Source organism: Vibrio sp. Vb0888 (genome assembly GCF_033338835.1).
GTDB classification, from domain to species: Bacteria; Pseudomonadota; Gammaproteobacteria; order Enterobacterales; family Vibrionaceae; genus Vibrio; species Vibrio alginolyticus.
Window position 1 is genome coordinate 1 of sequence record NZ_JAWOTL010000024.1, and the last position, 12,511, is coordinate 12,511.

Consider the following 12,511-nt stretch of genomic DNA (forward strand, 5'->3'; position numbering starts at 1 on the left):
GCATGTGTTAGGCCTGCCGCCAGCGTTCAATCTGAGCCATGATCAAACTCTTCAATTTAAGATTTTGTTCGGCTCAACGAATACTGAACATTCCTTTCGCTAATAAATAGCAGAAGTAATGTTTGAATTGACTGTGCTGAATCCGAAAATTCAATGGTCACTTCGTATCATTGAAACCTAATTTGATACCGAGGTATCCAATTGGATTATCATCAACGAGTGCCCACACAGATTGATAGGTCTATATTGTTAAAGAGCAACTCTTCTTTGTGATTGACATCACTTCGGAAGAGGCGGCCATTCTAGCGAGATAATTTATTGTGTCAAACACTTTCTTCAAATTATTTCGTTTTTCTTTTCAGCCTTATCAACTTCGCTTAAACCCTTGTGAGCCCTTGCCCTGTCGACGAGGAGGCATTATAGAGATCGCGCTCACATTGGCAAGTGTTATTTTTCAAAAATTGCAAAAATAATGGTTAAACGATGAGTTTTCGATCAAACCTTTATTTATTCAACTTTACCCCAAACTCTCACACAACTTATCCACAGAGTTGTTCTTTGAGACGTATTTTTCAAGTACCATAAATAAAGAAAGCTGCTTTATTGCAGCTATCTTTATTAATCTTAACCTAAACTCTATTTAAAGAGCATTATGGCTATATGCCAGACCCATCTTGTTCAGAGCCATCATCTTCGTGTAGGCCACATTCTCGCTTTAAGCCAAAGAATCGAGTTTCTTCCTCTGACATTCCCGGCTCCCATTTACGAGTGGTATGTGTATCACCAACTGAAAGGTAACCTTCATCCCATAATGGGTGGTATTTAAGGCCGTGTTGTTCTAAGTAGTAATGAACGTCTTTATTAGTCCAATCAATTACTGGTAGAAATTTAAACACACCGTTCTGAATGGATAGAATCGGTAAACCTGCACGAGATTTACTTTGCTCTCGACGCAATCCAGAGAACCACGTTCCAACATTAAGATCTTTTAACGCTCGACGCATCGGCTCAACTTTATTGAGCTTGTTGTATTTTTCAATTCCCTCTACGCCCTGCTCCCATAATTTTCCATATCGAGCTTCTTGCCAATTCGCACTTTCTTTGGCTCGATAAACTTTTAAATTTAGGTTGAGAGCATCTGTCAGCTCATCGATAAATCGGTACGTCTCAGCAAACAGGTAACCAGTATCGGTTAGAATGACGGGGATGTCCGTTTTGGCGCGAGTAACTAAATGAAGCATAACCGCGGCTTGAATACCAAAACTAGAAGAAACCGCGAACTCGCCTTCTAGATTATCTAAAGCCCACGCAACTCTCTCTTGTGCTGAAAGCTTTTCGAGCTCGACATTAATTTGAGCAAGACGGAGGATTTGCTCCGTCTTTGTTAATGTCAGTAACTCTGTGAGCTCCAGCTTGGATGCTACAGAATCAAGCATGAAAGTCCCTCTTTGATACGAGCACTTCTTGGATAATGCCAGCACGAATAGTGAAATCGCCAAAGGCTTCGCCTTCTTCACGCTCTTTCGACCATCGAGCCACCAGCAGATCAATCTCTTCTAAGATTTGCTTATCCGTGATGTTCTCTTTATACATTTTTGGTACTCGAGTACCGGCACGGTTACCACCTAGGTGCAAGTTGTAACGACCCGGCGCTTTGCCAACTAGACCAATTTCAGCCAACATTGCGCGACCACAACCATTTGGACACCCAGTTACACGCAAAATGATGTTGTCATTTTCTGGTAGGTTGTGCTTCTCCAGAATCCCCTCCACATCAGTAACAAACTGAGGAAGGAAACGTTCAGCTTCTGCCATCGCTAGCGGACAAGTCGGAAAAGCAACACAAGCCATTGAGTTCTTACGCTGTTCACTAACGCCGTCATCCATTAAGCCATGTTCACGAGCGATCTTTTCAATCTTCGCTTTTTCGTTTTTAGGTACACCCGCAACAATTAGGTTTTGGTTTGCTGTCATGCGGAAATCGCCTTTGTGGATTTTGGCAATTTCAGCAACACCCGTCTTAAGTGGTTTACCTGGAAAGTCTAATAAGCGACCGTTTTCGATGAAAAGCGCTAAATGATATTTACCATCAATTCCTTCTACCCAGCCAATACGGTCACCACGTTCTGTTAATTCATATGGACGGCTTTGCTCAAACTTAACACCAGCACGTTTCTCGACTTCCGCTTTAAAGACATCGCTACCTACACGATCCAATGTGTATTTGGTTTTTGCGTTCTTACGGTTTGAACGGTTACCCCAGTCGCGCTGAGTTGTTACTACAGCTGCGGCAACATCAAGTGTCTTGTCCAGCGGAATAAAGCCAAAGTCGTCAGCGCGGCGCGGATAAGTTGATGTATCGCCATGCGTCATCGCTAAGCCGCCGCCGACCAGGACGTTAAAGCCTACCAGCTTACCGTTATCTGCAATCGCTACGAAGTTGAGATCGTTAGCGTGTACATCTACGTCATTTTGCGGTGGGATAACCACTGTGGTTTTAAACTTACGTGGTAAGTAGTTCTTGCCTAGAATCGGTTCGTCTTCTTCCGTGCTTTCTACTTTTTCACCGTCTAGCCAAATCTCTGCATAAGCGCGTGTTTTCGGAAGCAGGTGTTCACTGATTCTCTTCGCCCATTCGTAAGCTTCTTGGTGTAACTCTGACTCCACTGGATTAGTGGTACACAACACGTTACGGTTTACATCACCCGCGGTTGCAATCGAATCAATGCCAATACTGTTGAGCGTTTGATGCATCAACTTAATATTCGGTTTTAATACCCCATGAAACTGGAACGTTTGGCGAGTCGTCAGACGAATACTTCCATATAAAGAGTGCTCCGTTGCGAACTTGTCGATCGCTAACCATTGCGTTGGCGTGATGATGCCTCCAGGCATACGAGCACGAAGCATCACATTATGTAATGGTTCCAGTTTTTGCTTTGTGCGTTCATTACGGATATCACGATCGTCTTGTTGATACATACCGTGGAAACGAATTAACTGGAAGTTGTCGGCAGTAAAGCCACCTGTAATACGGTCCTGTAAATCTTGCTCAATAGTGCCACGTAATAAGTTGCTTTCTCGCTTCAGGCGCTCGTTATCAGATAGCGGCCCTAACTCTTCACCTAATACAACCTGCTTATTATTGTCCGTAGAAAAAGTCATTAGTACACATCCCTCTGATAACGTTTCGCTTTACGTAGATCATTAATAAATTGTTCTGCATCGTCACGCGGCATCTTGCCTTCTTGTTCAGCAACGATAACCAATGCGTCGTGCACATCTTTTGCCATACGCGTTGCATCACCGCAGACATAGATATAAGCGCCTTCTTGGATCCACTGCCACACTTGAGTTGCGTTTTCTAAGATGCGATGTTGTACGTAAACCTTTTCTACTTGGTCACGACTAAAGGCAACATCCAATCGGCTTAGTACTCCTGACTTGAGATACTTTTGCCATTCCACTTGGTACAAGAAGTCTTGAGTGAACGTGCGATCACCAAAGAACAACCAGTTTTTGCCTTCAGCATCGCGGTTTTCACGTTCCTGAATAAAGCTACGGAATGGTGCGATCCCTGTGCCAGGACCAACCATGATAATTGGAGTGCTATCATCTTCCGGCAGTTTGAAGTTGTTGTTATGCTCAACAAATACTTTAACTTCATCCCCCTCTTCGAGACGCTGTGCTAAGAAACTAGACGCACCACCATATCGTTTTTCGTCGTTTTGTTCGTACTCAACCAAAGCAACCGTTAGGTGTACTTCTTCATCGACCTCTTCTTGGCTTGATGCAATAGAGTAAAGGCGTGGAGTCAGACGACGAAGCAAACCAATCAATTCATCTGCGGTTAACTTGGTTTTCTTTTCTGCCAGTACATCAACGATTTGAGTATTTGCAGAGTACTCGCGAAGCTTATCTTTATCTTCAACTAACTTTTGTAGCTTCTTGCTACCGGATAACTCGGCAAACTTTGTGATGAGCTGTGGGTTAGATGTTGTGATTTCATATTTACTCACAAGAGCACTGTGGATTGACAAGCTTTCACCATCAACGTCAACAGTCTCAACCCCAGACAAACCGACCTTACCAAGAATGGCATTTGCAAGTTCCGAGCTATTTTCAAACCACACACCTAGTGCATCACCAGGCTGATACGTTAAGCCCGAGCCTTCTAAGTCGATTTCTATATGACGAACGTCTTTTCCAGAGTCACGGCCCGTGATTTTTTGACTGGTCAGTAACGTCGCAGTGTACGGATTTTGTTTATTGTAAGGAGAGTGCGCAGTCGCAGCTTGACCCACAGGAAGTTGAACCACATCCGCTTCAGAGCCAGAAGACAGTGTATCTTTTACCTTGTCTAACGCATTCTTACGCCATTCAGTTGCAGGAGCCTCATAATCCACATCGCAATCAAGACGCTCGATAAATGGAGTCGCGCCTAGCTTTGATAGGTAAGTGTCGAAGTCTTTACCGGTCTGACAGAAGAATTCGTAGCTAGAATCTCCCAATGCAATAACACCATATTGCAGGTTTGGCAGCTTAGGGGCCTTCTTCGATTGCAAAAACTCATGTAGCTCAATGGCATTGTCTGGCGCTTCGCCTTCGCCGTTAGTCGATGCCACAATAATGACATGCGTTTCTTTGGCTAAGTTTTTACCTTTGTAATCGCTTGCATCAAAAAGTTCGACTGCAATTCCTTCTGCTTTTGCTTCCTGCTCCAGAGCTTCAGCAACACCTTTAGCATTGCCCGTTTGGGAAGCAAAAATAATACTCAACTTACCTGCTGGCTTCGCTGATACGGCTGCCGTTGCTTGTGCAATTGGCGTTACCGCTGTGTTTGGTTGATTTTGAGCTAATCCCCAAAAATACCCACTGACCCAAGCAAGTTGCTGTGAAGACAACTCAGAGACAGTTTGTTGGAGTGAGCTAATTTGTTGGTCATTCAGAGGGCTTGCGATTGGAGGATTTCCTCCTTGCCCATTATTATCTTCAGACACATTCTTGTGAGAATACTCATTCTTTTGAAAAGACATTATCACGACATCCCTATTCATTGCGTGACGATAGAGTACCCACTCTCCTTAATAACAAGAAAGAATAGAAGTGAATGTTTTATAACTTTTTGGAAGTAAGAACGGCTTACTTTTTGCTCATCGATCTTCAATGCGGACTTGTTGAAAGCCTACTGCCATTGCCGATTTTGACGCAGTATCCAAATCTTCATAAAGACATTCTTCGCCGTGACTGTCCGTTAGAAAAACAAAACCACCGCGCGCATGTCTGAACTCTACAACCCAACCACCCTCTTGGATTGCAGGCTCAATAATCGCTTCGATAAGCTGATTTTCACGGAATAGATGTCTTAGTTCATTTATTGTCATCGCTATCCCTGCTTTAACTTTCACATTGCTCCTAGGTAAGCATGGTCTAAGTCAGCCAAATAGGGAGAAATTTCGATTGGATATAATGAAGTGATATAAAAAAACGCCGCTTATAAAGCGACGTTTTAAGTAAATCGAATATCTAATATGGCTGAGTTTAGAACGCGTATTCCGCACTCACAAAGAAGCCGTTAGCAAAAATAAACTCTTTCCCTAGATCCGACATGAATTTATCGGACTCTAAATCAATCACACGGTAACCTCCACGAAAAGCCAGTCGAGCTTTTTCGAGCGGTACATTGTATTGAACACCTGCCATGAAATCGGTGCTTTTGATGCCTTTGTTGTCACCAAAGTTTATCTCACCAATCACATCAAAGTTTGTATCCGGAACTTGAATTTCTGCGTAACCATACCAAGCCCAAATCAGCTCATCAAATTCTTCTACACGCCTGCTTGAGCCAGCATCAATGTATTTAGTGTCACTTAAATTACTGAACGTGAGACCCGCATCAAAGTGCAATAAATCATGCTCTAGAACGTGGTAATACAAGGTTAAATCGAGCTTATCGAACCCCATGTAATCCGCATCAACACTTGAGTAACGAAGGCGCGCATTAGGGACATATTTAACATCATGTTCAATCGCCGCGTAAAAAGTGCCTGCGGTACTGCTATCTCGTCTCACTTCATTAACTTTAGTGTCGGCAGCCCATACCTCTGCGCCGACTTTTGTCGATACAGAGTACTCTGCAAAAACAGGAAAAGATACTGCCAACGATAATGCCGTTAAAGCGATGTTCGCTTTATTTGTCATGTAGTATTTACTCCGAGATAGCTGATATTCACGTAGAGGACGTGAGAGGAAATATACCATATTCTCACGCCTCTCCATCAACTAAATGATGTTACTCATTATTTATAGCGGGGCTGAGCAACGTAATTCTTGAAGAACCAAATACCCAATGCAATCACGATTAACCATGGTAATAGTTTGAGTACCGCTCCAACCATTCCCAGTAAAAACATCACAACTAACGCAATACCAGTTGCTGCGAATACGGTCATCATTGTGATACCCGTAACCAACAAGGTCGCCGCAAATACTAAAATAAAGATTAGCTCCAACATAATCACTTCTCCATTTGTTTTCAATAAACAGAGCAGTTTCCATACCAACTTACAGAAACGAAGTTAAGATTATGATTTTTAATAAAAAACAAAGCCATAGGCATTTCTGCACTCTGGCTTTATCATTCTTTAGTTGGTAATTTTAGCCATTCACTGGCGAATTTTACACATTCAATTCTTTTGGAATCTTAGCTAGCGCGTCTTGCAATACTTCTAGACCAGAACCTGGTTTGTGCGCATTTTCACTGATATGACGACGCCATTGACGAGCACCGGGCATGCTTTGGAACAAACCTAACATGTGACGGGTAATGTGACCAAGGTACGCACCTTTCGCTAATTGCGCTTCAATGTATGGGTACATCTCTTCAACAATTTCGCTGCGTTTCTTCACTGGAGCATTAGAGCCAAACAACTCTTGGTCTACCGATGCCAGTAGATATGGGCTTTGGTATGCTTCACGACCAATCATCACACCGTCAAGATGCTGAAGATGTGCTTTTGCTTCTTCTAATGATTTCACGCCACCGTTAATCGCAATCGTTAGGTGTGAGAAGTCTTGCTTCAATTGGTAAGCGCGTGGGTAATCCAATGGTGGGATCTCGCGGTTTTCTTTTGGGCTTAAACCACTTAACCAAGCTTTACGAGCATGGATAGTGAACTGCTCACAGCCACCCTTTTCTGAAACAATAGAAACGAAATCCGTTAGGAACTCGTAAGAGTCTTGATCATCAATACCAATGCGAGTCTTGACTGTTACAGGGATATCGACCACGTCTTTCATTGCTGCGACACAATCCGCAACTAACTGCGGTTCAGCCATTAGGCAAGCACCAAATCGACCGTTTTGTACGCGGTCAGATGGACACCCCACATTTAGGTTAATCTCATCGTAGCCACGCTCTTGCGCTAGCTTGGCACACGTAGCCAAATCTGCTGGGTTTGAACCACCAAGTTGAAGGGCTAACGGATGCTCTTCTTCGTTATAAGCCAGGAAGTCTCCTTTTCCATGAATGATCGCACCTGTCGTCACCATTTCAGTGTACAGCAGGGTTTCTTTGGTCATTAAGCGATGGAAGTAGCGACAATGACGATCAGTCCAATCTAACATTGGTGCTACGGAGAGCCTGCAAGAATGAGTCATGATATAAACACCCGTTTTTATGTTGCCAAGGTCGAGCGCAGCAGTACGCTCAAAAAATAAGTCGGGTATTGTATACCCAAGCACCTCTGGGTGCTAGTTTCAGCGAGAATGATTTGGTTGGCTGACTAGCCAAGTGCTTAGGAATACGCAGAAGTAATACGAATCTGTCATTCGTTGATTCATTCTGTGATGATTATTCCGCCTTCACACCACCACCGACTTGCTTTAATTCATGATTTTCGTTCTGATAGTGGGTAAAATGAAGCATTTCTAAACGAACTTCGTATAGAAATGATTTATCATAGAGCACGTCCGATAGTTATGGTGAAAGGTTTGAATCCAACAATCATTGAACAAATTGAAAGTATCTGCGCAGAGCGTGGAGTACGACTGACTCCGCAACGCCGACGCGTATTTGAACTCATTTGTTCTAATCGCCGCGCCTCAAGTGCGTATGAGCTATTGGAGCAACTAAAAGAGAGTGAGCCTCAGGCTAAGCCGCCCACTGTTTATCGAGCATTAGATTTTCTCCTAGAACAAGGCTTCATCCACCGAGTGGAATCGACAAATAGCTTTATTACTTGTTGTTCTTTCAATACTCAGCAGCACTTTTTCCAATTACTAATTTGCGATAAATGTGGTGATGTCGTTGAACTCGAAGATGAGACGCTGATATCCTTGTTAGCCGAAAACGCCGAGAAGCATGGATTCAAACTGACCAACCAAGTTATTGAAACTCATGGTGAATGCCAGGCCTGTTCCTCCGAGACGAAAGAAAAAGTATAGAAGAACGTTATGCGCGCTGAATTTGTAAACCCGTTTTTAGCTTCTTTAATGAACGTGCTAAAAACTATGGCTTCTCTTGAGCTGAAGCCACAAAAACCGCGAATCAAAAAAGATGAGATCGCACGAGGTGACGTTTCTGGTCTGATTGGTATGGTAGGCCCACAAACTCGTGGTTCAATGTCGATCACCTTTGATGAAGCACTCGCCCTAGAAATCATGCAGAACATGCTTGGTGAACGTCCAAATGGGCTCAATGAAGAAGTGACCGATATGGTGGGTGAGATCACCAACATGGTTACTGGTGGTGCGAAACGCATTCTGGCGGAAAGTGGTTTTGACTTTGATATGGCAACACCGGTTGTGGTTTCGGGCCGAGGTCATACGATTCGCCACAAGTGTGAAGGCTCAATTATTATCATGCCTTTCTCTTCCCAATGGGGAAATGCCTTTATCGAAATTTGCTTCGAATAAAAGAGAAAAAATAGGTTGGCACTGGCCAACCTATTTTGTTTTTGCCTCAGGCAATAAAAAGGTCAGCATTTGCTGACCTTTTCTTTATCTATTCAAACATTAAGCTTTGAACGCTTTAAATGCGTTGATTAGACCGTTTGTTGAGCTGTCATGCGAGCTGATTTGAGACTCGTCTGCAAGCTCAGGTAGGATTTGGTTAGCCAGTTGTTTACCTAGCTCCACGCCCCACTGGTCAAAGCTGAAGATATTCCAGATAACACCTTGTACGAAAATTTTGTGTTCGTACATTGCGATCAAGTTACCTAGCGTACGAGGCGTGATTTGCTTCACTAGAATAGAGTTTGTTGGACGGTTACCTTCAAACACTTTGAATGGCGCAATCGCTGCCACTTCTTCAGCATTCTTACCTACTTTCACCAACTCTTCTTTCACGGTTTCTTCATTTTTACCAAACGCTAGAGCTTCAGTTTGCGCGAAGAAGTTAGACATCAGTTTTTGGTGATGATCGCTAGCTGGGTTGTGGCTAATTGCAGGTGCAATGAAGTCACATGGGATAAGCTTAGTACCTTGGTGAATTAGCTGGTAGAACGCGTGCTGACCGTTGGTACCTGGTTCACCCCAAATGATTGGGCCTGTTTGGTAAGTTACAGCATTGCCGTCACGGTCAACGTATTTACCGTTTGATTCCATGTTGCCTTGCTGGAAGTACGCCGCGAAACGGTGCATGTACTGATCGTAAGGCAGAATAGCTTCTGATTCCGCACCGTGGAAGTTGTTGTACCAAATACCGATAAGCGCAAGGATCACAGGGATGTTGCTTTCTAGATCTGTTGATACAAAGTGCTTGTCCATCTCGTGAGCGCCATCAAGCAGCTCAACGAAGTTATCGAAACCTACTGCTAGTGCAATTGATAGACCGATCGCAGACCATAGTGAGTAACGGCCACCAACCCAGTCCCAGAATTCAAACATGTTCGCTGTATCGATACCAAATTCAGACACGGCTGTCGCGTTTGTTGAAAGCGCAGCAAAGTGCTTAGCCACATGAGCCTGATCACCCGCCGATTCTAGGAACCAATCACGAGCAGTGTGCGCGTTAGTCATGGTTTCTTGTGTTGTAAACGTCTTAGACGCGATCAAGAATAACGTCGTTTCTGGGTTAACTTTCTTCAACGTTTCAACGATGTGTGTACCATCAACGTTAGATACGAAGTGAAGGTTTAGATGATTTTTGTATGGCGCTAGAGCTTCCGTCACCATGTAAGGGCCAAGGTCAGAACCGCCGATACCGATGTTCACAATATCGGTAATTGCTTTGCCTGTGTAACCTTTCCATTCACCGCCGATAACGCGCTCAGTGAATGATTTCATTTTTTCTAGAACCGCGTTCACTGCTGGCATTACGTCTTCGCCATCTACCATAACTGGAGTATTAGCGCGGTTACGTAGTGCAGTGTGAAGAACAGCGCGACCTTCTGTTTGGTTGATCGCTTCACCACTGAACATCGCTTCAATTGCAGATTTCAGCTCGGTCTCTTTCGCAAGAGCAAACAGGTGCTTCAGAGTTTCCTCATTGATGAGGTTCTTTGAGTAATCGACTAGGATGTCTGAGCCGAAACGTGCAGAGTATTTGTCGAAACGCGCTGCGTCTTGAGCAAACAGCTCTTTAAGATCCATATCTTGTGCAGATTCGAAATGCGCCGTTAGCGCTTTCCAAGCTTGTGTTTGCGTTGGATTGATATTTTTCAACATGGTCTTTATCCCGATGTTACAGTAGGTTCCATTCCTTACAGTCTAGCGAAAACTGTGGAATCCCCGATTTAGCAAATAGAATATAAATTAGATGTTTGGGCAAATTGCCACAAAACAAGTCTTTGTAATTTTTTTTCAGGCGCCAATTATGACCGAGAGCTTTTACACTCACATTGAGTTAGGTCACGTTCCCTGCCCTGAAATTGAACATTCATTTACGATGACAAGAATCATATCATTTACTAATGACAGGCTCTAATTGGAATAGGATAGACGCCAATTTATAAATTTCCAAAGGAACACGTATGTGGGCACAAAAAACACTGCAATTAAAAGCGAGAAGCCGCGGTTTTCACCTGATAACTGATGAAATTGAACAACAATTACCACAAATAAACGAACTTTCAGTAGGTTTATTACACTTATTTATTCAGCACACCTCCGCCAGTTTGACCTTAAATGAGAATGCTGATCCAACCGTGCGTATGGACATGGAAGCGCACTTCAATAAGTTTGTGCCAGAGCGTGCTCCTTATTATCAGCACACCTATGAAGGTGACGACGACATGCCGGCACATATTAAAGCATCACTGCTTGGCAGTAGTGTGACGGTACCAATCCAAAATGGTCGATTAGCTTTAGGAACATGGCAAGGTATTTACTTGGGTGAGCATCGAGACTTTGGTGGCGGCCGCCGCGTTATTGCTACGATTAACGGTGAGTAGATAAAACAAAGGCTAACCTTGGGTTAGCCTTTCGTTGTTTATTTGGAGTATTCCATCTCGACGCGAGGCGTTAGCTTAGTCACGAGTTCATACGCAATCGTACCAATGTGACCCGCCACTTCTTCTACTGGGAGCTCTTTCCCCCAAAGAATCGCTTCGTCGCTGACTTTATCCGTTGCGTCTGGTCCCAAATCGACCGTCAGCATATCCATGGAAACTCGACCTGCAATAGGTACTTTACGGCCATTAACCCACACCGGCGTACCGTTTGGAGCACTTCTTGGGTAACCGTCGCCATACCCTACAGCGATGACCCCAACTTTTGTATCTCGCTCACTGGTCCAAATACCACCATAGCCAACACTTTCGCCCTTCTTCACTTCACGTACCGCAATAAGGTGGGATTTAAGTGTCATGACAGGCTGATACCCAAGATCTTGCGCCGTTTTGTCATCGAATGGCGACACACCATACATGATAATACCCGGACGAACCCAATCTAAATGGCTTTGAGGCCATGCCAATAACCCCGCAGATGCCGCCAGTGAACGTTCCCCTTGGCAACCAGAAGTCAACGATTTAAACAGCTCAATCTGTTGTGGGGTAATATCGCTATCCAGCTCATCTGCACAGCCAAAGTGGCTCATGTAACGCAACGGTTTCGCTACATTTGGACACTCCTTCAGCCGCGTTACAAAGTCGTCATATTGTTCAGGACGAACCCCAAGGCGGTGCATGCCACTGTCAATCTTCAGCCACACGACAACCGGAGTTTCAAGGTCTGCTTGCTCCAAGGCGATAAGCTGCTCTTCACAGTGCACCACGGTTTGGATGTTGTTCGTCACAAGAACAGGTAAATCACCAGGAGAGTAAAAACCTTCTAGCAATAGAATCGGCTTTACTACTCCACAAGCGCGCAGTTGCAATGCTTCTTCAATGCGAGCCACGCCAAACGCATCCGCATGGTTAGCATGTTTTGCGACATGACGTAATCCGTGACCATAACCATTGGCCTTGACGACAGCCATCACTTTACTTTGTGGCGCTTGAGCTTTTACGCGCTGTAAGTTGTGCTGCAACGCAGACAAATCAATGCACGCCTTGGCCGCTTTCATATA

At 44.1% G+C, this 12,511-nt stretch carries 12 protein-coding genes; 3 read left to right on the forward strand and 9 right to left on the reverse strand.

Features of this window, described 5'->3' with window-relative positions; translation table 11 throughout:
• Positions 1 to 656: 656 nt before the first annotated feature.
• The 7 genes from R7P72_RS21170 to dusA all read right to left on the reverse strand — a co-directional run bounded on the left by R7P72_RS21170 (position 657) and on the right by dusA (position 7,659).
• Entirely contained in the window at positions 657 to 1,436 is a 780-nt protein-coding gene (locus tag R7P72_RS21170) for a phosphoadenylyl-sulfate reductase (protein ID WP_213907452.1), read from the reverse strand.
• Positions 1,429 to 3,165 (reverse strand): assimilatory sulfite reductase (NADPH) hemoprotein subunit, encoded by a 1,737-nt coding sequence (gene cysI, locus R7P72_RS21175; RefSeq protein ID WP_318110758.1) that lies wholly within the window; start codon positions 3,163 to 3,165, stop codon positions 1,429 to 1,431. The genes R7P72_RS21170 and cysI overlap by 8 nt, the downstream gene beginning before the upstream one ends.
• Complete coding sequence (locus R7P72_RS21180; RefSeq protein WP_213900089.1) at positions 3,165 to 5,036, reverse strand: assimilatory sulfite reductase (NADPH) flavoprotein subunit; 1,872 nt, start codon at positions 5,034 to 5,036, stop codon at positions 3,165 to 3,167. Before R7P72_RS21180 ends, cysI begins: the two co-directional genes overlap by 1 nt.
• 117 nt (positions 5,037 to 5,153) lie before the next feature.
• Positions 5,154 to 5,384: a hypothetical protein gene (locus R7P72_RS21185; RefSeq protein WP_005381264.1), complete on the reverse strand. Its 231-nt coding sequence runs from the start codon at positions 5,382 to 5,384 to the stop codon at positions 5,154 to 5,156.
• A gap of 157 nt (positions 5,385 to 5,541) precedes the next feature.
• Positions 5,542 to 6,201: a TIGR04219 family outer membrane beta-barrel protein gene (locus tag R7P72_RS21190; RefSeq protein ID WP_005381265.1), complete on the reverse strand. Its 660-nt coding sequence runs from the start codon at positions 6,199 to 6,201 to the stop codon at positions 5,542 to 5,544.
• Between the two features lie 98 nt (positions 6,202 to 6,299).
• A complete protein-coding gene (gene pspG / locus R7P72_RS21195) occupies positions 6,300 to 6,515 on the reverse strand; it encodes an envelope stress response protein PspG (RefSeq protein ID WP_005381266.1) in 216 nt (71 codons plus the stop codon).
• 163 nt (positions 6,516 to 6,678) lie between these two features.
• Positions 6,679 to 7,659 carry a tRNA dihydrouridine(20/20a) synthase DusA gene (gene dusA, locus R7P72_RS21200; RefSeq protein WP_017821727.1) on the reverse strand — a complete coding sequence of 327 codons (981 nt, stop codon included), beginning with the start codon at positions 7,657 to 7,659 and terminating at the stop codon, positions 6,679 to 6,681.
• Positions 7,660 to 7,980: 321 nt separating this feature from the next.
• On the opposite strand from dusA, the gene zur reads away from it, so the two are divergent.
• On the forward strand, positions 7,981 to 8,445 hold the full coding sequence (zur, locus tag R7P72_RS21205; protein ID WP_005381268.1) for a zinc uptake transcriptional repressor Zur: 465 nt from the start codon (positions 7,981 to 7,983) through the stop codon (positions 8,443 to 8,445).
• Between the two features lie 9 nt (positions 8,446 to 8,454).
• A complete protein-coding gene (locus tag R7P72_RS21210) occupies positions 8,455 to 8,916 on the forward strand; it encodes a chemotaxis protein CheX (RefSeq protein ID WP_005381269.1) in 462 nt (153 codons plus the stop codon).
• Between the two features lie 99 nt (positions 8,917 to 9,015).
• Here R7P72_RS21210 and pgi read toward each other — a convergent pair whose 3' ends face one another.
• Positions 9,016 to 10,668 (reverse strand): glucose-6-phosphate isomerase, encoded by a 1,653-nt coding sequence (pgi, locus tag R7P72_RS21215; RefSeq protein ID WP_005381270.1) that lies wholly within the window; start codon positions 10,666 to 10,668, stop codon positions 9,016 to 9,018.
• 305 nt (positions 10,669 to 10,973) lie between these two features.
• Here pgi and R7P72_RS21220 point away from each other — a divergent pair, with 305 nt between their 5' ends.
• Positions 10,974 to 11,393, forward strand: a complete 420-nt coding sequence (locus R7P72_RS21220; RefSeq protein ID WP_005381271.1) for a secondary thiamine-phosphate synthase enzyme YjbQ — start codon at positions 10,974 to 10,976, stop codon at positions 11,391 to 11,393.
• A 38-nt stretch (positions 11,394 to 11,431) separates the two neighbouring features.
• Here R7P72_RS21220 and alr read toward each other — a convergent pair whose 3' ends face one another.
• On the reverse strand, positions 11,432 to 12,508 hold the full coding sequence (alr, locus tag R7P72_RS21225; protein WP_005381272.1) for an alanine racemase: 1,077 nt from the start codon (positions 12,506 to 12,508) through the stop codon (positions 11,432 to 11,434).
• Between the last annotated feature and the right edge of the window lie 3 nt (positions 12,509 to 12,511).

What these genes read in the sequence shown, in the direction of transcription:
- R7P72_RS21170 (WP_213907452.1), bottom strand. Translation starts at nt 1,436, where the DNA reads ATGCTTGATTCTGTAGCATCCAAGCTGGAGCTCACAGAGTTACTGACA.
- cysI (WP_318110758.1), bottom strand. Translation starts at nt 3,165, where the DNA reads ATGACTTTTTCTACGGACAATAATAAGCAGGTTGTATTAGGTGAAGAG.
- R7P72_RS21180 (WP_213900089.1), bottom strand. Translation starts at nt 5,036, where the DNA reads ATGTCTTTTCAAAAGAATGAGTATTCTCACAAGAATGTGTCTGAAGAT.
- R7P72_RS21185 (WP_005381264.1), bottom strand. Translation starts at nt 5,384, where the DNA reads ATGACAATAAATGAACTAAGACATCTATTCCGTGAAAATCAGCTTATC.
- R7P72_RS21190 (WP_005381265.1), bottom strand. Translation starts at nt 6,201, where the DNA reads ATGACAAATAAAGCGAACATCGCTTTAACGGCATTATCGTTGGCAGTA.
- pspG (WP_005381266.1), bottom strand. Translation starts at nt 6,515, where the DNA reads ATGTTGGAGCTAATCTTTATTTTAGTATTTGCGGCGACCTTGTTGGTT.
- dusA (WP_017821727.1), bottom strand. Translation starts at nt 7,659, where the DNA reads ATGACTCATTCTTGCAGGCTCTCCGTAGCACCAATGTTAGATTGGACT.
- zur (WP_005381268.1), top strand. Translation starts at nt 7,981, where the DNA reads ATGGTGAAAGGTTTGAATCCAACAATCATTGAACAAATTGAAAGTATC.
- R7P72_RS21210 (WP_005381269.1), top strand. Translation starts at nt 8,455, where the DNA reads ATGCGCGCTGAATTTGTAAACCCGTTTTTAGCTTCTTTAATGAACGTG.
- pgi (WP_005381270.1), bottom strand. Translation starts at nt 10,668, where the DNA reads ATGTTGAAAAATATCAATCCAACGCAAACACAAGCTTGGAAAGCGCTA.
- R7P72_RS21220 (WP_005381271.1), top strand. Translation starts at nt 10,974, where the DNA reads ATGTGGGCACAAAAAACACTGCAATTAAAAGCGAGAAGCCGCGGTTTT.
- alr (WP_005381272.1), bottom strand. Translation starts at nt 12,508, where the DNA reads ATGAAAGCGGCCAAGGCGTGCATTGATTTGTCTGCGTTGCAGCACAAC.